We start from the raw sequence: 19791 nt of genomic DNA, 5'->3' as shown, positions 1-19791 counted from the left end.
ATATATTAAATTATTTCTACTTACTAAATGACAATTGGACCCAGGCGAAATTAATTTCAAAAAGAAGAATGCTTCAAGAAGCATCCTGGATAAGAATTAAATTGATTGATCATGTCCCACAAAATGTTCGATACGGTTGGCTTGTCGGCACAGGAGTCTCACAGTATTTCTCCATTTTCTCTGAATAGTCATATGGATTGGAAAGCACGTTAAGCAGTTGATCCATCACATGATAGTCTCCTTTGTTAACTGCTGCATCAAGTGCCTCTTCTACTAAATGATTGCGTGGGATGACTGCTGGGTTCGATTTCCTCATAAGTTGTCTTGAGGCATCTTCTGTCTCCTGCTGCCTTCCACGTCTTGCTTGCCATCTTTCATACCAATGTTTAAAATCATTTTTGCTCGATAAGATCGTATCCTCGATTCTATCTAATGTTATGAAACGAAACGTATTCGTAAAGTCTGCCTGATATTTCTCCATGAGCGCAAGAAGATCCTTCACAAGTATTTCATCTTGCTCTTCTTCATTAAATAGCCCTAACTTTGCTCGCATCCCTAGAAGCCAATCCGATTGATATAATTTAGAAAAATCAGCCATCGCATGCTGGGCCATCTCAAGTGCTTGTTCCTCATTTTCATGCAATAAAGGCAAGAGCGTTTCGGCAAAACGAGCAAGATTCCATGAGGCAATATATGGTTGATTGCCATAAGCATAGCGTCCGCTCCTATCGATAGAACTAAAGACAGTTGCAGGATTATACGTATCCATAAAGGCACAAGGGCCATAATCAATCGTTTCCCCACTAATCGTCATGTTATCTGTGTTCATTACTCCATGAATAAAGCCAACTAATTGCCATTTAGCAATCAACTTCGCCTGGCATTTTATCACCTCCAGAAGAAATGACAAATAACGATTCGTATCTGTTTCAATTGCTGGATAATGCCGTCTTATCGTATAATCAGCAAGAATCTTTAGATCTTCTGGCGTACTCATTTTGGAGGCATATTGAAATGTTCCTACTCGGATATGGCTTGCAGCCACTCTCGTCAAAATCGCACCTGGTAAATAGGTTTCACGAGCAATGGACTCACCAGATGTCACGACTGCTAAACTACGTGTAGTCGGGATTTCCAGGCCATACATGGCTTCACTGATTATATACTCACGCAGCATTGGTCCTAGTGCTGCACGTCCATCTCCCCCACGTGAATAGGTCGTTCTGCCAGAACCCTTGAGTTGAATATCTAAACGTTCTTCTTGCGGTGTTATTTGCTCCCCAATTAGCATGGCTCGACCATCACCTAACATCGTAAAATGCCCAAATTGATGACCTGCATATGCTTGAGCAAGTGAAGACGAACCATCCGGAAGCGCATTCCCAGCAAATATCATAATATTTTCTTTTGATTGAAGCTCCTCTATATCAAACCCTAGTGAGGCTGCTAAAGAACGATTAAGAATCACAAGTTTCGGCTCACGTACAGGATTTGGACTCATGCGGGAGAAAAATGATTTTGGAAGTTTTAAATAACTATTGTCAAGATTCCAACCTGTTCCTTTTTTATTCATTGTATCTCCTTTCAAAATTCGTCTTATTGCACCTAAGTCATTGCCATTTATTATCTTACGGATTTAAGTAATTATATTCATGGGAATCATTCCTTTTACTATTATAAACAAAAATAGCGCCTGACACCCCTTTTAATGCTTTAGGAATTTGGGAGAGAACACCATTGATTACACATAAAAGGTATAGAAAAGATCATATGAGACATATTTAGTAGAGGAAGATTTATTGAAAGGATGAGATCGATGAAAAAAAATGAACATAGTAAAAATCAGGTGATCTATTTGACAAACCAAGCATATGACCGACTAAATCACACACCAGAGGAGCTGTTATCCCAAAGTTCAAAATCGACCCATAGCTATCAACAGCAGATAGATACATTTGAAAAGGAATGAAGGAAAGAATCCTTCATTCCTCAGCGAAACTCTTAGTCTTCTATTATTTATTAGTGTAAAGGACATAAACTGTAATTTCTTATATAGTATGACTATTACAATACTCAGAATAAGCCAATCTTCATTATCTCTAATAACCAGGATATATTATTTTATTTCCAATAATTATTTGCAGCTGCAACTGTTTGGAAATGAATCGCAATCACTTGTGAGGCAAGTGTAAGACTATCTGCATTTTCATCGTACTCTGTTCGTAGTTTTTTTCGAATGTCTTCAGCTGGTTGTGTATAGGCTACGCCTTTTCTTGCTAATAAAATCGCTAGTTCGTATCCTTCTTGTGGCGTTCCTGTTTTTAAACTTTTTAACCATTCATTCATACGTATCATTCCCCTTTTTGTTGATATTTCGAGATATTTTATTGAAAGCAAATCCCTTAAATAAATGGGCATTATTAATCTTTTACTAATGTATCCTCCCTATCTAATTTTGATTCGTAAAAATAAAATGTTATGGATATTACCAATAAAAATACTTTAATCGCCTTTAACGTTCATATTAAAAGAGGCAGTCAATGATGACTGCCCCTTCTACTATTACTTTCCATCTACAACTTCCTTTAGAATTTCATATGAACGTTTTTGTTTAGCAGGATCGTACATATATGTTACTGCCATAATTTCATCAACTTGATATTGCTCCTGAAATTTTGTTAACTGATCCCGTATCGAATCTTTGCTTCCAAGTAAAGTTAATCGCGACATGGATGTGGACATCTCTTTTTCTTGTTGATTCCATACTTGATCCATATTATTAACTGGTGGAAGCAATGGCATACGTGAACCACGCACAACATTTAGAAAGAATTGCTGCATTGTTGTAGATTCTATCTTTGCCTCTTCATCACTTTCAGCAGCAATCACATTTAAACAGACCATCATATATGGTGCTTCTAAGTAATCTGATGGTTGGAATCGCTCCCGATAAATTCTAATCGCTTCATCCATCTGTTGTGGAGCAAAATGGGATGCGAATACATATGGCAAGCCTAATTTTGCTGCTAAAAAGGCTGAATCCGTTGATGAACCAAGAATATAAATAGGAATATTTGAATCAACTCCTGGATATGCCCTTACATATCCTTGTGTATGTTCCGGGCCAAAATACGTCAGCAAAGCTTTCACATCATCAGGAAATGTATAAACCGAGTCATTCTTCGATCTTCTAAGAGCATTTGCGGTCATCATATCTGTTCCTGGTGCACGCCCTAGCCCTAAATCGAGACGATCTGGATAGATCGTTGCCATTGTACCAAATTGTTCAGCAACTACTAAAGGGGAATGATTTGGAAGCATAATTCCTCCTGAGCCGACGCGGATTTTTTCTGTATGCTCTAAAGCATGTTTTATTAAAATAGAAGTGGCTGAACTAACTAATGATGGTGTATTGTGATGTTCAGCAATCCAGTAGCGTGTATAACCCATTTTTTCAGTTGCTTGTGCTAAATCAACCATTGAATCAATTGCTTCTTTTTGGTCAAAGCCTTTTCTTATAGGAGCAAGATTTAACACAGACACAGGTATTTGTATATTTGTCATTTCAATTTTCCCTTCTTTTTTTAATACTATAGTAACCAATTAAGTTCAAGAAACAAAAATCTATGCTCATGAAAAAAGAAAAAGGACCATTATAGACCCATCCAACTTTTCACGAACGCATTAGTAAACTGATACTTAAAACAATAATTGCAACAACTAAAGTTAAGATTTCTGTTTTTCTAAATATATAAAAAAAAGACTGATCAAATATGATCAGCCTCTATTCCCTATACTTTCTTCACAAATTCTGATTTTAATTTCATCGCACCGAAACCTTCAATTTTACAATCAATATCATGGTCCCCGTCCACTAAACGAATATTTTTTACCTTTGTTCCTATTTTTAAAGTGGACGAACTTCCTTTCACTTTCAGGTCCTTAATAATTGTAATCGTGTCTCCATCATTTAACGTATTTCCATTTGCATCCTTCACTACTTTTTTCTCATCATTCATTTGACTTTCTACTTGCGGATTCCATTCATGCCCACATTCAGGACAAATATACAGATTCCCATCTTCATAAGTATATTCTGAATTACATTTTGGACAATTAGGTATGTTCCCCATTATAATAATACCTCCTACTATTTCCATTCGTTATGCTCTATGTATGTGAAGCTTGTATCCTATATGTTATAGGATTTTAATCATTAATTAATATATTGACATACTCTACTACTATTAACAACCATGCTAATTTCAGAAATAGCAATCTGAAGGTTCAGATAGTATAGTAGAGATAAGGTTAATTGGGGGGGACAATTTGCATGGACTATAATGAAAGAGATGAGAATGAAGTTCATTTTGATGAGCCACCTATGGAGGACTTTCTACCAAACGAAGAAGATGATTGGTTGAGGGATCGTCAAAAAAAACGAAGGTCTTTCTTTAAAAAGCTGATTTCTATTGGGATTGCTTTTGCTCTGCTTGTCAGTGTCATACAAATATGGCCACAACTCTTTAATATGTCTTCAATTAAATTTTTACAAAAATCAGCTGAGCTTTCAGAATTAGAAGAGATTCAAGCATATAAAGAAGCTGTCGTTACTATCCAAGATCAACACTCAAAAGGAACAGGTTTTAATATTTCGGAAGAGGGCTTAATTATCACAAATCACCATGTTATCGATAATATGAACCCAATTACAATAACCTTTCCAAATGGTGAGATATTCAATGGAAACATTATACATTCGAATCCCGATCTGGATCTTGCATTTTTAACTATCCAAGGTAATAATCTGCCCTATCTCACGTTAAGCAAAAATGCAGAATGGCAAATAGATGATCCGATTTATGTGATCGGTAATCCACTTCTACATCATCAAATTGTCAATGAAGGAAATATAATAGAAGGCTCTAATTTGAACGGTGTACTTAGAATTTCTGCGCCGATCTTTAAAGGAAATAGTGGAAGCCCTGTTATTAATGGGCACGGGGAAGTCGTTGGTGTTGTTTATGCTCTCTCCATCAAAGATCAAACAGGTCTTGCAATTCCAATCGAACAAGTGCATCAAAATATGCCCAACTAATTAAACCATTAGACAGCTTTCTAGTTAGAAAGTACATAACTATTTAAACTATGAGAATAATCCCTACCAGGGGGATTATTCTCAGTTTCCTCAAAGTAATTTATAATTTTTATGATTGACTACCGTTTTTATTGGTTCCTCTGTTTTTTTATTTACGCCAATTTCAACAATGACAGAGTTTTCACGCAAAATTAATACTCGTCCCTTCCTCCCTTTTTCTGCTCCATTTTTGATCTGAATCATATCTCCCGTATTTGCTTTTTTCACATGATTCCCTTTTTCTTCTGTCATAAACTTGCACTCCCTTATCTGTCTTTTTCGAATAATCTTTTTACAATATTTCCATTGACCTTATAGTGCAATCGAACTACAATCAGTGAGTATACTCAAAATATTTACAAATTAGTTAGAAAGAGGTCTTGATCTTGTTTTCACCACCATCACTTGATTATTATTATGAATTGAACGGAGATTATTCAATTCCTTTAGTGATTTTATCGTTACTCATTGCTAGTCTAGCTTCATTTACTGCACTTTCAATGAATGAACGGATGTATCAAAATAGCTTTTTCCATCGCAATATTTGGCTTTTCTTAGCATCGTTAGCATTGGGATTTGGCATTTGGACCATGCACTTTGTTGGCATGTCAGCCCTTTCCTTGCCAGTTCAAATGCATTATGATTATTTCCTAACATTCCTTTCAATTATTCCTTCAGTAGCAGCATCCTTTTTTGCCTTTTACATCATCAAACAATCGAAGGGATCTATATTGAGTCTTTCAATAGCTGGGATTGCTTTGGGCGTTGGAATTAGTACGATGCATTATATTGGTATGTCCTCTATGAAGATGGATGCAATTTTCACATACAATCCACTGTATTTTTCCATATCTATTATTATTGCCATCCTTGTCTCAATCATTGCATTAATTATTTTTTCTCGCAGTTTAAACTACATGAAAAATCAGCTTGCAAAGGTTTTTGTCTCCATTTTGATTGGTCTAGCAATATCAAGTATGCATTATATTGGCATGTTAGGTACTTCTTTTTATATACCGATCCATCATATTCTTATACCTGAACATAAGATGGATACGACATTTTTAATTTCAAGTGTATCCTTAGGAATTATTTTTTTATTAAGCATCTTGCTCTTGTCTACTCTTGTCGATCGCTATGTAGATTTTAAGGTTAGTTACTTTGATTTACTAACAAAACTTCCTAATAGGCGTAGTTATGAGCGTATGCTTAATAAAGGAGTGAAAATAAACCGAAGTATTGCTGTTTGGCATATACATCACCTAGAGAAAATCAATACGGAATATGGTTTTTACTTAGGTGACCAGGTGATTCGTTACGTCGTGGATAGCTTGTCTACATTAAAATTACCGATGTCAGAGCTATATCAATTAGAAGGAAATCGATATGCCCTCCTCGTGCAAGGAGAAAATCGCTTCGATGAATTACTGGCTGCAATGGAATCAATTGCTCAGAAATTTAAAGAGCCAATCGTGATTAATAATCATTCAATAAATTTAGAAACAGTTTGTGCAATAACAAGCGTCACTGACCAAGAAAATCCGAAGAAATTATATTCAGATATACTTTCTGTCCTATCAAGTCCCTCCATTCAGTTTCAACATGAGATTATACGATTTGATAAATCAGTGCATACGTATTCATTTGAACAAGATATTTTAAATAGCATGAATCCATCCATGGAAAAGAATGAATTCTACCTTGTCTATCAACCGAAAATCGATGTGGAAAGTAAAAAGATAGTTGGCTTAGAAGCACTTATTCGATGGAATCATCCAGAGTATGGCTTTCTTTCACCAGCAGATTTTATCCCTATTTTAGAAAAAAACCAACGAATTAGTGATTTAACGGATTGGATCATTAAAACAGTATGTAAACAAATTGGTGAGTGGCGTGAGGAGGCTATCCACCATTTTCAAGTAGCCATAAATATTCCTGGTGAGTATTTAACTTCACATCGATTGAGAAAAGTATTAAAAAAAGCATTAACTAAAAATAATATCGAGCCCTCAGATATTGAATTAGAAATAACGGAAACAAGTGTAATGTCATCGATCAACTCAACGATACGTGCAATTAGCACTTACAAGGAAATTGGATTTTCTGTTGCACTTGATGACTTCGGTACAGGAATTTCCTCCTTGTCGAATTTACGAAAAATGCCTATTTCCACACTAAAAATTGATAAATCATTCGTTGATGAGGTTCCAAGCTCAGAAAAGGATTCTGCCATCCTTGAATCCATTATTGCACTTGGTCACTCATTAAACTTAACAATTGTTATTGAAGGGGTTGAAACGAAGGAGCAAGTTAGCTTTCTTGCATCAACAGGCTATCCTTTACAACTCCAAGGATATTATTTTGCTAAGCCACTAATTGCTACCGAATTAATTGAGTGGGCAAGAGGGTTCCATTATATGGATAAAAAATAAGTATAATAGGAAAGCTAAAGCTAATTAACTATAAAGGTGTGGTAAAAATGATTAAAATTACGAATAATGCAGAATATGAAATGAATAATAGCTTTATTCCAAATATTAGCCAGTCCCAATCTTTAAAAATAATTGAAGTAACAGCATCAAGTGTGATTATCCAAATGAACAATCCAGATTGCAGAGGTGTATTCCCACTGGAAAGCTTTCAATATTGGTTAAAGAAGGGCGCCCTTACTCCCATTGAAGAAAATATTTCATGAATCCTTGTGCATTTTGCCAAGGATTTTTTTCTTAGATGACAATGAAATACTCCAACATAATTTGTCTAATTGCATTTGATCTGTTTCTAAAGAAATCCCACTAAATACAGCTAAGTATCTGCCTACTAAAATTCGCCTTTCTTGCCTCACAGCGATCTTGGATTTCAAATCCCGCCTCTTCAAGCATATCATCAATCGTTTCAATTGTAATGAATACTGCCTTTTTCGAAATCCGACGGGCATGTTTAATAATGTCAAACTGCTCATCAAGTGTGACATGTGTATATAAATTGTACGGTAAATCAATAATAGTAACATCATACTTCTCCGTAATATCCGAGATCGGACCAAGCGTGACCTCCGCTTCAAACCCAAAATAAGCAATATTCTTTCTTGAACCATATACAACTCTCGAATTAATATCTCGACCCGTAATATCAATTCCCATCGATAGCGCTTCAACTAATACAGTTCCAATCCCGCAGCATGGATCGATGACTCGTACTCCTTCTGGATGTGGAACAGCAATATTAGCTACTGCTCGGGCGACGCGGGTGCTCAGCGCAGTCGAAAATGTATGTGGTTTCTTCATATGCTTTAACCATTCTGCTTCATTTTTTTCATACTTTCCAAAGTACCAACGATCATTTAACAGCACAATTCCAAAAACTTGATCAGGGTTTCGAACATCTGCCTCTCCATTAATAGACCAGCCTACTTTTCTTTCGATTGCAAGACGCTCATCATATCCAATCTTTACATCTTTATATTTCACAAAACGAACCTTAAAAGTTGAATCATGCAGATTCATTTGTTCTGCTTGAACGATTATTTCTTCTAGATCGTCCCCTTCAAACATTATATCAATCCGCTCCTTAATAAATGGACTGCGGCTCGGATTAACATCTTCATTGCTTTTTAAAATAATGGATGTATTCACTGAATTAAATAATGAACGCATCTCCATTTGAAAAAGCGATGCTTCTTCCTTTCTATATGTAAACGTATAAATATATCCATGAATCATGCAAATATTCCCTTCCTTTGCCTCTATTATCTCTTTCTACCTATCAAACCATAGCTTTTATGCGAAAGAAAAGCAACTATAACTTCTATCTTTTCACCGCAATCACTATTTAAATGTTAATTACCATATCTATAATTAAATGTATAATTTTGTAAATAATGCTTGAAATGTGTAAAACATACTCATTAATATATATATTGGCTAGACTCGATTGAAAATTCAATTAGCAATAGAAAAAAGTTAGGATCTCGTTACATATTGGGCAACTTTCAAGAATTGAAAATTCGTACATTCTATTTCATTAGTTAGTGCTTTTCAATGATCGCTCGATAACAACCTACGATGAAGGATAAATGGAGGTATTATATTGGATTATATTAAACCAGCTCAATTAGTAGAGGATGTTGCACAGGCTGGTGCTTACAAATCTACTTTAAGTGTGAAAGATATTTTAATAAAAGGGATCCTTTCAGGTTCCTTCTTAGGGTTTGCCACAACACTTGCGTATACTGCCGCGACAGAAACAAATCTTAATATTGTTGGTGCATTTGTCTTTCCAATTGGTTTTGTCCTTATTCTCTTATTAGGATTGGAACTTGTTACTGGTAATTTTGCCATGCTTCCACTCGCAAGGTTAAGAGGGCTAACAACTAGTAAAAATATTGGTTATAATTTCTTTTGGGCATTTATAGGAAATCTTTTAGGCTCCCTACTTTATGGGATATTATTCTATATTTCAGCTACAAAGGTCGGACATATAACAGAAGGACCGATCATAGAGAAGATGATCTCTGTTGCTGAAGGAAAGACTCTTACATATAAAGCACTTGGTGGAGAAGGGATTATTTTAGCGGTAACGAAAGCGATTCTTTGTAATTGGATGGTTACCCTCGGTGCCTTCATGGCATTCGTCTCAAGCTCAACTATCGGAAAAATTGCTGCTATGTGGCTGCCTGTCTTTTTATTTTTCGCCCATGGGTTCGAGCACGCAGTCGTAAATATGTTTGTTATTCCAACAGCCATGCTAATGGGTGCAGATATCAGTTTTTCTGATTGGTGGTTATGGAATCAAATCCCTGTAACAATAGGAAACTTTGTTGGCGGATTTGTTTTTACAGGATTAGCACTTCATTTAGTGAATAAAAAGAAAGCGATTTCATCTGAACAGCTTGACACTCAACCTGTTTTAAAAATAAAGAGCTCATAATAATTCGCCTAAAAATAAGGCGATACTACAATTGATTAGAGCGAAAATCACTCTCTGCCAATGATGGGTAAAATAGCAACAACCCGTGCAAAGAATAAAATAAAAACGAACTAGAAATCATTTTTGCCCATTGGGTTTCTTATGTATTAAAATATTCTTTCTTGAAAAGATTGTGTTTGTCATGTATTCTTTAGAAAATATACATTTCTTAAGGATTGGTAAACATGAGGATTAATAAATATATTAGTGAGTCTGGTCATGCTTCTAGACGTGGGGCAGATCGGTTAATAAGTGAAGGCCGAGTAACAATTAATGGAAAAGTTGCTAAAGTAGGCAGCCAAGTCGAACCAGGAGATGATGTTCTAGTTAGCGGAAATCCGATTCGTTTGGCAATGAACTATGTCTACATTGCTTTAAATAAACCTGTTGGCATTACGAGCACAACCGAAAAAAAAGTGAAGGGCAATATTGTTGATCTCGTCAATCATCCTTTGAGAATCTTTAATATTGGCAGATTAGATAAAGATTCAGATGGCCTTATTCTTCTAACGAATGATGGCGATATTGTCAATGAAATTTTACGAGCTGAGCATAGGCATGAGAAAGAATACATCGTTTCAGTGGATAAGCCGATCACACCTGAATTCTTGAAGCAAATGTCAGAGGGTGTTAAAATTCTTGGGACAAAAACACTTCCTTGTGAAGTTAGACAACTTTCTAAATTTGATTTCCAAATCATCTTGACACAGGGCTTGAATCGACAAATTCGCCGGATGTGTGCCGAACTGGGATATGAAGTCTATCGTTTGCAACGTATACGAATCATGAATATCCACTTAGGCAATCTCCCTGTTGGCCAATGGCGTGATCTAACAAAAAAGGAAAAAACCAAATTATTTAATGAATTAAATTATGAACCAAAAGAATGGTAGGACTTGTCAATTAATTTGATGCAGAGGTAGTAATATAAAAAGAAGCAAGCGAATTAGTATAAACATCCGCTTGCTTCTTTTTATTGTTATAACTTGTGTAATTAATTATAATCATTAATTAAGTAAGAGATGGTTAGATGTTGATCCACACTTATCGATTGGGAATTAGGTTGAGCATCCGTGCTGATAAATAGACGGAAAAACTCCGCTTATATTGTAATTATTAATAGAAATAGCTTAAATAGACGGAATAATTCCGCCTATTAGCGCGAAAAATTCAAAAATAGAGGATTTTACATTGAATAAGCGGAAAATTTCCGCTAATTTTCACAAAAATGAGCTTCATTCTGCATTTAACCGGAAAATCTCCGCTTATTTTTCTTTTGCTCGTTATTCGATTAAGGACAATACATCTTATTTAATAGAAAGAGAGAATTCCATGATAACCTCATTTTGCTGCATTATGACAAACCTAATTACAAGTAAGTGAGTTTTTTGCAATAAGTCATAAAAATCCTCCTTTTTCTATTTCATTCTCTTGTCTAAAATTAGCCAGATATTAATAAGCTAAAAATAAAACGCATAACCATCCACCGTGGTTATACGTTCTACATATCTTCATTTCCCGACAACTCGGCTAACCGTTTCAGTTACCTCTGATCTGCTCATCTTTTCCTTGCCATCTGTTAACGCATTTAGTGTACCATGTGCAAGTGCCAATGGAATTTGGCAGAAATGAAGGATCGTTTCTGTTTTAATTCCCTTTATGTATTCATCTGCCAAGGCAAGATTTCGTCTAGCATATGCAAGCATATCCTTGAAACCCCATCCATTAGGATAAAAGCTAACGCCTCTTTCTGCATCCTCTGTATGATTCCGAAGAATATTAACCGATTGCAAGCCACGCCCAAAAGCAATGGCAAGTTCTTTGTCCGTATTCGTCCCATCATACCATTCCCATATATCAGTTAGCATAACGCCAACTAATCCAGCAACATAATAAGTATAATCATCCAGATCCTTTTCATCATTAATAATCCAATCTTTTGTTACCCAATTCGCCATTCCCTCTGCCATTACAGCCGTAGCCTCTAGCATCTTATTTCTAATCGGCAATGGACAAATAGCTACCCAATCTGAAAGTCTCAAGGTCACCTCTGGCAATTTCGAATGATAAGGATTAAATAATTCATTAAAATTATGCTCAGTCGTTGGCGTTCGCAACATTTGGCTGACAGCTTGTAAAAGGTCACTTTTGACAATAGATGGAAGCTCCTCATGATCTTCTATCTCGTCAATCGCTCGCATACATAAGTAAGCTGAGGCAACCGCTTCTTTTAATCCCGATGTTAAAAGGCTGATAGGAATAAAGAATGTACGACTTGTTGCTTTTAATATTTCAATTGCCTCATTATGTAAATCGGTTGTTTCACTCACCTTGTTTCCTCCTTTTATCTACTATTATTATTGTAAAGCTCCTCGTTTTAGAGTGCAAATATAAGAAGCTATTCACTACTAGTGAACAGCTGTCAATAAGGGGAAGTTCAATCAATGAAAGGTTTTCCCTTAATTTTTATACAAAAAGAATACTGTATTGATCATTTTAAGCCATTTTATCTTGTCCATCACGGTTCTTTTTCAAGAAATGAATAAGAAAAGTAACAGCAAAAGCCACAATAATTATACTGAAAAATAGGAGATGATCAATCTCAATACCAATTACGCTTAAGAACATTTTTATTGCTATAATCGCAATAAGAATGAAAGCTGTATTTTCTAATTCAGGAATTTTTTCAATAAGAACAAGAAACCCTTTTGCAACGGTTCGCATCATTAGGATCCCTAACATTCCTCCAATTAATAAAATCCACACCTGTTCAGACACAGCAAATGCAGCTAAAATACTATCAACTGAAAATGCTAAATCCATGATTTCAACCGAAATAACGGTTGCCCAGAACACACCAAATGTCCGAATGAGCCAACTGTCCTTTTTCATTCCGTTCGCTTCGCCTTCTTCTTCCCCTTTCCAAAAATGTTTAATAACAAGCCATGCAAGATATGCTGCACCTAATATTTTTATCCACCAGAATTTAATTAATAACATTCCTAGACCAATAAAAATAAAACGGAAGAAGTAAGCACCAAATAATCCGTACGTTAATGCCCTTTTCTGTTGTTTTTTTGGCAAATGTTTAACCATGACAGCCAATACAAGTGCATTATCAGCAGAAAGCAATCCTTCCAAAATCACCAATGTACCGATATACCCCCATGATACTGGATCAGATAAAACATTTACCCACATTCCCCAATCAAAAAAGGAGGCATATGTATTCAACAACTGGTTAAGGATTTCCACGAAAAAGACCCCTTTTACATAAATTTAGTTGAAACCACTAAAAAAAGATAGCAATAGCTATCCATTTGTGTTTCTACAGATAAAATATCTAAATATTATTATACTGCTATATCTGTATAATGACCAATTATCGTACTCCATAACCATTATTCGGACTTTTTGATGGTCAATCCTTTTTGCATGATGACTAACTCATCAGCCAATGCTTCAATACGCGCTAATACGTCCTCATCTACAATTTCATTCGCCTCATTGAAATGAGCGCCATTTGCATACACATAGCTTGGTGCTACAAATGAACGTAAATAACCTGCAATTGGCTTCACTTGATTTTCAACAACAAGATAATGTTGATACGTCCCACCATTTGCAACAAACCCCATCACCTTATGACGAAAAACTGCTGGATGGACAATATCGAAAATATTTTTCAATGGTGCTGGAAATGAGCCGTTGAAAATCGGAAAACCAACTAAATAAAGTTCCGCATCTGTAATCTTTTGGATCATCTTCTTCGTATCCTCATTATATAATTCAGGATTTCTACCATCACAAAATTCTATTTGGTAATCTCTTAAATCAAGCAGTTCGATTTCTATTTCGGGATTTTTTTCTTTTGCTCTTTTTAAGACAGCTTCCACTAATATCGCCGTCTTAGCCCCTAAAATCGTTCCAGAAATGCCTAGCATTTTCATATTATGAATCCCCTTTTTTTAAGTAGTTCTAATATTACATAATATTTCTCATTTCCACAATGTTTACATTTCTTCCTCTTTCTATTTTATCATACACTTTTCCCTTATAAATGAAAATTAAAACATCTTATGTATAAAAGCAGCTCCTTCGATTAAAAATAAGAAAAAAAAGCTAGAGGTGATGAATATGGGCATCCTTAACACATTTAATGAGTGGAGGGCGACAAGATATGAAAAGCATGTCTCCCGAATGAAATCAGATAACAAATGTCCAGAATGCTATGGAAGAGGATTTCCAATCTATCCTGGAACAGAATACGCTTACTATACAAATATAGTAGAATGTCCTGGTTGTGGCGGAACTGGTGTTTATACTGATTGGGAAACTGAACTCTAACTAAGAAGATTCACTACTTATAGCAAAGAGGTGTCGACCGTTTCGTCAGACACCTCTTTCTTTTTAAGCATTAATTAATCGGCTTCCGCCTAAATTCTTAGCTCTGTATTGCGCCTGGTCAGCTGCTCTCTTTAGAGAGTCAACTGTTGAACCATTTTCGGGGTATACAGCAACACCAGAGCTAATCCTAACCGTAATTTCATTATCATCAATTATAATTGGATGAGTTTTTAAATAATTCACCAATTTTTGATGAATTCCCTCGCTAGTTTCACTTGAAGGAGAATGGAGAATAATCATAAATTCATCCCCAGCATAACGGTAGCCAATAATATGTTCATCGCAAATGCTCTTAATTCCATCTGCTAATACCTTTAAATATAAATCCCCAATGTCATGACCGAACGTGTCATTTACTTTTTTTAATCGGTCTGAATCAATCATAATTAGCGTGATTTTTTTGCTCCCGCTACTAATTAACTTGGACAAGTCATTATGAAAAGCTCGGTGATTTTTCAAGCCAGTTAGCTCATCCGTTTGAGACATTAAATAAATTTTCTCATATAGTCTAGCTGTCTCTATGGAGTTTATTACTTGATTCCCAATAATCTGAAGTAACTCTTCGTGCTCTTTTCTATATGCAAAGTCTGACACACTTTGCGCAGATATGACCGCTTTCACATGATCATCAATAATAACAGGTACAAAAATGCCCGACTTTGAATCTGTCACACCAAATGTTGCATCCGTTTGATCCTGTTTCAATTTTTGAGGATGAACGATTTCCTTTGTTTGTATTGCTTTTGATGTAAAGTTATTTCCTAATTTTATATAGTCATTCGGATAGAAAATTCCGTTTTCCACCATGAAAATAAAATGGATAAGTGGATCACTTTCATCGTATAATGCAATGAAGAAAGAATCTGTTGGCATTACTTGCGACACCATTTCAAATGCCTTTTTTAGAAGAACTTCTTCATTTAACGTCTTGCTGCACACTTGGGCAAACTCATGTAAAATCTTATAATGTTCATTCAACCAACTCATATTCTCCATTTGGATATTTACCTTTTGAATTTGAGATAAGCAGGCCTCCATCCCTTCTTTCTCATCATTCTCACCGATTGCTTGAATCATCTCTTGATAAACATCTTTTGAAATGATGTTTTTCTCCATACCCATCCGTTTTAATAAGTTTGTAATAATTCCTAAAACCTTATGAATTCTCTCCTTATTTTTATCCATTATCACACTTCCACTATAGAAATTTTCACAAAAAAAAGATTAACCACATACCGATTAATCTAACTTAACCAAGTTATTCGGTAGCTGGCTGGCATAATCGAATGACTTTAGCCCCTTTAGCTTTGCGTCCTCATTTTTCAATGAATTTGCCCATATTATATTAAATTCTGAAAAATCCCAAAAATGATTATAATCTTACTATATAGTTCTTATTTACCACAGTCAATTCATTTCTATTAAAAAACACAAAAAATAAGTTTCATTTCAATCATACACATTTAAAAGAAAAAGAAAAAGATATTTGCACTAGCAATATAATGTTTTAAGGGGAAAAATAGACAGCCATTCATTGTGGCTGTCCATTTGCTTAATCTCCTATTTCCATTGGTACAAATCGCTGTTTCTGAATGAATCGTAACCTTAACAGCAAAAATAAGCCTGCTGCAAGCAACCCCATTGTTAAGCCAATCCAATAACCAACTGCACCGAGGCTTGTATATTGCGCTAATAAATAGCCTGAAGGCAAGCAGATTAACCAATAGGCAATCAATGTAATAATAAAGGAAACATTGACATCTTTATATCCTCTTAATGCCGCTTGAGCTGTTACTTGAATCGCATCAGATATTTGGAAAAACAACGCATAAATTAAGAAATGTGCAGTTAAAGATATCACTTCAAGTTCATTAGAATAAAAACCGGCCACCTTGTATCGAAAGAAAACGACAATCAATCCGGTAAATAGGGCAATCACAACGGCTAAGTATATACCGAGCCAGCTGTATGCCTTTGCATCCTTATAACGTCCAGCTCCGACTTCAAATCCGACAAGGACCGTCTGTGCCATCGATATGCTAATAGGAATCATATATAGAAATGAAACGATATTAAGTGCAGATTGATAGGCCGCAATCGTCGTTACATTAAATTTACTTAATAGAATCGTAACCATGGCAAACATACTTGTTTCAAAAAAGACCGATAGACCCATTGGTATACCAATTTTCAGAATCTCTTTACACTTCTCTATTGAAAAATCCTTAATGTTTGAAAATATAGGATAGGAAGAGAATGGTGCGACCATTTTTATAACAAAAATAATCATAGCTAAGATAAACCAATAAGTAATAGAAGTTGCATAGCCGCCGCCAGCGCCACCTAATTCCGGAAAACCAAAGCGACCGAAAATCAATACATAATTAAGAAATAAATTAATCGGCAAAGCAGCTAACAAAATAAACATAACGATTCGTGTTTTTCCTAATGCATAAATAAAGGACCTTAAGACATTAAATGCAAATAGCGGAATCACTCCGAAGCTAAGTCCTACTAAATAGTTAAAAGCTGTATCTTGTACACCTGATGGCAGATTCATGATCGTTAACAATGGATCTAGCAAAAAAGTGCCAATTATGATTACAACAGCCGCAATCATAATCGCTAAATAAACCCCATTTTTCACAACGGAAGTGACTTCCTTCGATTTCTTTTCTCCAACTAGCTGAGCAACTATAGGAGAAACAGCAAGTAGAATGCCGCTTAACCCTGTAAACACTGGATTCCAAATAGATGAACCTATAGCAACTCCAGCCAAATCGGTAGAATCATATTTTCCTGACATGATTGTATTAAAGAACACCATTGAAAACATCCCAAGCTGGGTAACCAAAATAGGGATAAGTAAAATAAATATTTGCTTCAACTTATCTGTAATAGTAAATGTTTGTTTCAATTTAAGGACTCCTAACTATACCGTATTCCACTTTTGAACAATTAAACTCTATCATACTCTCTCCATTTAGCTTTTCAAGTAGATTTATTATTTTTTTAATAAATTTCTACATATAAAATAGACTAACTATAGCATAATTACTAATTAGATATTCGGTTTCAAATTTTATTATTGCGGTCTATTTCAAACTGTCTTATTATAATACCAATATTAAAAATTCAATCTTTCACAAGATTAACTCAGTAAAGGATGTCGATGATGACGACTTACGTGAATCAGCAGAAGGGTATTTTTCCAGCTGTTTGTCCACTTGACTGTCCAGATCAATGTGGACTACTTCTTCATAAAGAAAATGGAAAAATCGTAAAAGTAGAGGGCGACCCCAATCATCCTGTTACAAAAGGGAATATATGCAATAAAGTTCGAAATATGAAAGAAAGAATATATGACGAGAAACGCTTGAAACATCCCCTTAAGCGTATAGGTGCAAAAGGAGAAGGGAAATTCAAGCAAATAAGCTGGGATGAAGCGATTGAAACGATTACTTCCCACTGGAAAAAACTAATTGATTCAACTGGACCTGAAAGTATTTTACCTTATAGTTTTTATGGAAATATGGGCAATCTGACTGCCGAAGGGATGGATCGGCGCTTTTTCCATCGGCTAGGCTCATCACAGCTCGATCGTACCATTTGTCAAGCGGCAGGCACAACTGGCTATAAATATACGATGGGTGGAAATATTGGCACAGATCCAGAGGATACAATCCATTCAAAACTCATTATCTTTTGGGGCATTAATGCTGTCAGCACGAATATGCATCAAGTAGCACTTGCACTAAAAGCACGTAAAAATGGCGCAAAAATTGTTGTAATAGATGTTCATAAAAATCAAACCGGTAGATTAGCAGATTGGTTTATACCGATTTTACCAGGAACTGATGGGGCGCTTGCACTTGGATTAATGCATATCCTATTTGCAGAGAACTTAGTTGATGAGTCATTTCTACAGGCGTATACAATCGGCCATGAAATGCTTCGTGAGCATGTTAAACAATACGACCCGTCTACTGTCTCCAAAATTACAGGCGTTCGAGTTGAGGATATTTATACACTTGCACGAATGTACGGTGAAACATCTCCTTCATTTATTAGAATTGGAAATGGCCTGCAGCATCATGATAATGGTGGAATGAGCACACGCACAATTGCTTGCTTACCTGCATTAACAGGACAGTGGCTTGTAAAAGGTGGCGGAGCAATAAAATCGAATTCTAGCTATTTGGCTTACAATGAAGAAAGCTTGCAGCGACCTGATTTATTGAAGAATAAACAAACCCGAATAATCAATATGAATGAAATCGGGAGAAAGTTACTTGAGAGAGAAACATCGATCCATTCTATGTATGTATACAGCAGCAACCCAGCAATCGTTGCACCCGAGGGGAATTTAGTAAGAAAAGGCTTGGAGCGTGAAGATTTATTTCTTGTCGTGCATGATCTATTCATGACTGAAACTGCTAAATATGCAGATATCATTCTCCCCTCCACCTCTTCATTTGAAAATACAGACTTCTATGGTTCATATTGGCATCATTATATGCAAATTCAACAGCCCGTCATTGAACCGTATGCTGAATCAAAATCAAATGTGGATGTTTTTAGATTGCTAGCTAAAGGAATGGGGTTTGATGATCCTGTTTTCGATGAGAAGGAAACGGATATGATCGCATCCGCCCTTACATTTCCGAGCAATCCTTCACTAGCAAGTATTAATTATGAGACATTACTAGCAAACAACTACGTGAAGGCGAATGTTGAACCACTCTTCCCTGGTGCAATTCCTACTCCAAGTGGAAAGATAGAGTTGTATTCTGAGAAAATGAAAACGGATGGATATTCTCCATTGCCAACATATGTCCCAATAATGAAGGATGGCGAATTTCCATTTTCATTCGTTCCAGCACCAAATCATAATTTCTTAAACTCTACTTTTTCAAATATTCCAAAGCATATGAAGCTAGAAAAAGAGCCAAGGCTGCATATGCATATTGAAGATGCCAGGCAAGCAGGCATTGAGGACGGAGATATTGTTCGTGTTTGGAATCTTCGGGGTGAGTGCAAGTTAAAAGTTTCAATTGGAGAAAATGTTCTTCAGGGTGTTGTCGTCTCCCAAGGTCTTTGGGCTAATGAGCAAACTCAATTTGTGAATGCGCTAACCCCTGATCGACTATCAGATATGGGCGGTGGCGCAACCTTTTTCTCAGGTAAAGTTGCCGTAGAGAAAATTTAATCTAAAAAGTGCCTCGTATCACAATCGATATAGGGCACTAATGATTATGTACATTGGGGGAGTTCAAGAA

At 35.8% G+C, this 19791-nt stretch carries 19 protein-coding genes and 1 riboswitch; of the genes, 8 read left to right on the top strand and 11 right to left on the bottom strand.

Annotated elements, in window-relative coordinates; translation table 11 throughout:
* Positions 1–109: 109 nt before the first annotated feature.
* Positions 110–1573, bottom strand: coding sequence for a protein adenylyltransferase SelO (locus J2Z40_RS00895; protein WP_066394678.1), 1464 nt, complete (start codon positions 1571–1573; stop codon positions 110–112).
* A gap of 243 nt (positions 1574–1816) precedes the next feature.
* Between J2Z40_RS00895 and J2Z40_RS00890 the strand changes: the two genes are divergently transcribed.
* Positions 1817–1969: a hypothetical protein gene (locus tag J2Z40_RS00890; RefSeq protein WP_157087824.1), complete on the top strand. Its 153-nt coding sequence runs from the start codon at positions 1817–1819 to the stop codon at positions 1967–1969.
* A 152-nt stretch (positions 1970–2121) separates the two neighbouring features.
* Here the strand turns inward: J2Z40_RS00890 and J2Z40_RS00885 are convergent, their stop codons facing one another.
* The 3 genes from J2Z40_RS00885 to J2Z40_RS00875 all read right to left on the bottom strand — a co-directional run bounded on the left by J2Z40_RS00885 (position 2122) and on the right by J2Z40_RS00875 (position 4133).
* Positions 2122–2346, bottom strand: coding sequence for a hexameric tyrosine-coordinated heme protein (locus J2Z40_RS00885; protein WP_066394680.1), 225 nt, complete (start codon positions 2344–2346; stop codon positions 2122–2124).
* 216 nt (positions 2347–2562) lie between these two features.
* Positions 2563–3564, bottom strand: coding sequence for an LLM class flavin-dependent oxidoreductase (locus J2Z40_RS00880; RefSeq protein ID WP_066394684.1), 1002 nt, complete (start codon positions 3562–3564; stop codon positions 2563–2565).
* Positions 3565–3791: 227 nt separating this feature from the next.
* Positions 3792–4133, bottom strand: coding sequence for a zinc ribbon domain-containing protein YjdM (locus J2Z40_RS00875; protein ID WP_066394692.1), 342 nt, complete (start codon positions 4131–4133; stop codon positions 3792–3794).
* A gap of 200 nt (positions 4134–4333) precedes the next feature.
* Here J2Z40_RS00875 and J2Z40_RS00870 point away from each other — a divergent pair, with 200 nt between their 5' ends.
* Complete coding sequence (locus J2Z40_RS00870) at positions 4334–5098, top strand: S1 family peptidase (protein ID WP_066394694.1); 765 nt, start codon at positions 4334–4336, stop codon at positions 5096–5098.
* A 90-nt stretch (positions 5099–5188) separates the two neighbouring features.
* Here J2Z40_RS00870 and J2Z40_RS00865 read toward each other — a convergent pair whose 3' ends face one another.
* Positions 5189–5389: a DUF2187 family protein gene (locus J2Z40_RS00865; RefSeq protein ID WP_066394698.1), complete on the bottom strand. Its 201-nt coding sequence runs from the start codon at positions 5387–5389 to the stop codon at positions 5189–5191.
* A 134-nt stretch (positions 5390–5523) separates the two neighbouring features.
* Between J2Z40_RS00865 and J2Z40_RS00860 the strand changes: the two genes are divergently transcribed.
* Together J2Z40_RS00860 and J2Z40_RS00855 are read left to right on the top strand one after the other, a co-directional pair.
* Complete coding sequence (locus J2Z40_RS00860; protein WP_066394699.1) at positions 5524–7569, top strand: bifunctional diguanylate cyclase/phosphodiesterase; 2046 nt, start codon at positions 5524–5526, stop codon at positions 7567–7569.
* A gap of 47 nt (positions 7570–7616) precedes the next feature.
* Complete coding sequence (locus J2Z40_RS00855; RefSeq protein WP_245349926.1) at positions 7617–7832, top strand: hypothetical protein; 216 nt, start codon at positions 7617–7619, stop codon at positions 7830–7832.
* A gap of 100 nt (positions 7833–7932) precedes the next feature.
* Here the strand turns inward: J2Z40_RS00855 and J2Z40_RS00850 are convergent, their stop codons facing one another.
* Positions 7933–8859: a TRM11 family SAM-dependent methyltransferase gene (locus J2Z40_RS00850; protein WP_066394702.1), complete on the bottom strand. Its 927-nt coding sequence runs from the start codon at positions 8857–8859 to the stop codon at positions 7933–7935.
* A gap of 367 nt (positions 8860–9226) precedes the next feature.
* Between J2Z40_RS00850 and J2Z40_RS00845 the strand changes: the two genes are divergently transcribed.
* Both J2Z40_RS00845 and rluF read left to right on the top strand, forming a co-directional pair.
* The gene (locus J2Z40_RS00845) at positions 9227–10066 is read left to right on the top strand and encodes a formate/nitrite transporter family protein (protein WP_066394704.1); all 840 of its coding nucleotides are present in this window, start codon (positions 9227–9229) and stop codon (positions 10064–10066) included.
* A 215-nt stretch (positions 10067–10281) separates the two neighbouring features.
* Positions 10282–10998 carry a 23S rRNA pseudouridine(2604) synthase RluF gene (gene rluF / locus J2Z40_RS00840; protein WP_180316776.1) on the top strand — a complete coding sequence of 239 codons (717 nt, stop codon included), beginning with the start codon at positions 10282–10284 and terminating at the stop codon, positions 10996–10998.
* Positions 10999–11616: 618 nt separating this feature from the next.
* On the opposite strand, the gene J2Z40_RS00835 is transcribed toward rluF, so the two are convergent.
* The 3 genes from J2Z40_RS00835 to J2Z40_RS00825 form a co-directional block, all read right to left on the bottom strand.
* A complete protein-coding gene (locus J2Z40_RS00835; protein WP_066394707.1) occupies positions 11617–12435 on the bottom strand; it encodes a squalene/phytoene synthase family protein in 819 nt (272 codons plus the stop codon).
* A 166-nt stretch (positions 12436–12601) separates the two neighbouring features.
* Positions 12602–13306, bottom strand: coding sequence for a TerC family protein (locus J2Z40_RS00830; RefSeq protein ID WP_245349949.1), 705 nt, complete (start codon positions 13304–13306; stop codon positions 12602–12604).
* A gap of 200 nt (positions 13307–13506) precedes the next feature.
* Positions 13507–14055: an NADPH-dependent FMN reductase gene (locus tag J2Z40_RS00825; RefSeq protein WP_066394716.1), complete on the bottom strand. Its 549-nt coding sequence runs from the start codon at positions 14053–14055 to the stop codon at positions 13507–13509.
* A 187-nt stretch (positions 14056–14242) separates the two neighbouring features.
* On the opposite strand from J2Z40_RS00825, the gene J2Z40_RS00820 reads away from it, so the two are divergent.
* Positions 14243–14452 (top strand): methionine aminopeptidase, encoded by a 210-nt coding sequence (locus J2Z40_RS00820; RefSeq protein ID WP_066394720.1) that lies wholly within the window; start codon positions 14243–14245, stop codon positions 14450–14452.
* A gap of 63 nt (positions 14453–14515) precedes the next feature.
* Here the strand turns inward: J2Z40_RS00820 and J2Z40_RS00815 are convergent, their stop codons facing one another.
* Together J2Z40_RS00815 and J2Z40_RS00810 are read right to left on the bottom strand one after the other, a co-directional pair.
* Positions 14516–15697: a sensor domain-containing diguanylate cyclase gene (locus J2Z40_RS00815; protein ID WP_066394721.1), complete on the bottom strand. Its 1182-nt coding sequence runs from the start codon at positions 15695–15697 to the stop codon at positions 14516–14518.
* Between the two features lie 76 nt (positions 15698–15773).
* Positions 15774–15858, bottom strand: a riboswitch (cyclic di-GMP riboswitch).
* Positions 15859–16064: 206 nt separating this feature from the next.
* Positions 16065–17429, bottom strand: a complete 1365-nt coding sequence (locus J2Z40_RS00810; protein ID WP_066394722.1) for an MATE family efflux transporter — start codon at positions 17427–17429, stop codon at positions 16065–16067.
* A gap of 258 nt (positions 17430–17687) precedes the next feature.
* On the opposite strand from J2Z40_RS00810, the gene J2Z40_RS00805 reads away from it, so the two are divergent.
* Positions 17688–19721 (top strand): molybdopterin-containing oxidoreductase family protein, encoded by a 2034-nt coding sequence (locus J2Z40_RS00805; protein WP_066394724.1) that lies wholly within the window; start codon positions 17688–17690, stop codon positions 19719–19721.
* Positions 19722–19791 lie beyond the last annotated feature (70 nt).

The sequence above is a fragment of the Cytobacillus eiseniae genome (genome assembly GCF_017874625.1).
Lineage (GTDB): Bacteria > Bacillota > Bacilli > Bacillales > Cytobacillaceae > Cytobacillus > Cytobacillus eiseniae.
The sequence above is the reverse complement of the archived record's forward strand: the minus strand, read 5'-3'. Positions and strand labels throughout refer to the sequence as shown.

Bases quoted from the DNA above. Each gene is read 5' to 3' on its own strand.
- J2Z40_RS00895 (WP_066394678.1), bottom strand. From the start codon at position 1,573: ATGAATAAAAAAGGAACAGGTTGGAATCTTGACAATAGTTATTTAAAA.
- J2Z40_RS00890 (WP_157087824.1), top strand. From the start codon at position 1,817: ATGAAAAAAAATGAACATAGTAAAAATCAGGTGATCTATTTGACAAAC.
- J2Z40_RS00885 (WP_066394680.1), bottom strand. From the start codon at position 2,346: ATGAATGAATGGTTAAAAAGTTTAAAAACAGGAACGCCACAAGAAGGA.
- J2Z40_RS00880 (WP_066394684.1), bottom strand. From the start codon at position 3,564: ATGACAAATATACAAATACCTGTGTCTGTGTTAAATCTTGCTCCTATA.
- J2Z40_RS00875 (WP_066394692.1), bottom strand. From the start codon at position 4,133: ATGGGGAACATACCTAATTGTCCAAAATGTAATTCAGAATATACTTAT.
- J2Z40_RS00870 (WP_066394694.1), top strand. From the start codon at position 4,334: ATGGACTATAATGAAAGAGATGAGAATGAAGTTCATTTTGATGAGCCA.
- J2Z40_RS00865 (WP_066394698.1), bottom strand. From the start codon at position 5,389: ATGACAGAAGAAAAAGGGAATCATGTGAAAAAAGCAAATACGGGAGAT.
- J2Z40_RS00855 (WP_245349926.1), top strand. From the start codon at position 7,617: ATGATTAAAATTACGAATAATGCAGAATATGAAATGAATAATAGCTTT.
- J2Z40_RS00850 (WP_066394702.1), bottom strand. From the start codon at position 8,859: ATGATTCATGGATATATTTATACGTTTACATATAGAAAGGAAGAAGCA.
- J2Z40_RS00830 (WP_245349949.1), bottom strand. From the start codon at position 13,306: ATGTGGGTAAATGTTTTATCTGATCCAGTATCATGGGGGTATATCGGT.
- J2Z40_RS00825 (WP_066394716.1), bottom strand. From the start codon at position 14,055: ATGAAAATGCTAGGCATTTCTGGAACGATTTTAGGGGCTAAGACGGCG.
- J2Z40_RS00820 (WP_066394720.1), top strand. From the start codon at position 14,243: ATGGGCATCCTTAACACATTTAATGAGTGGAGGGCGACAAGATATGAA.
- J2Z40_RS00815 (WP_066394721.1), bottom strand. From the start codon at position 15,697: ATGGATAAAAATAAGGAGAGAATTCATAAGGTTTTAGGAATTATTACA.
- J2Z40_RS00805 (WP_066394724.1), top strand. From the start codon at position 17,688: ATGACGACTTACGTGAATCAGCAGAAGGGTATTTTTCCAGCTGTTTGT.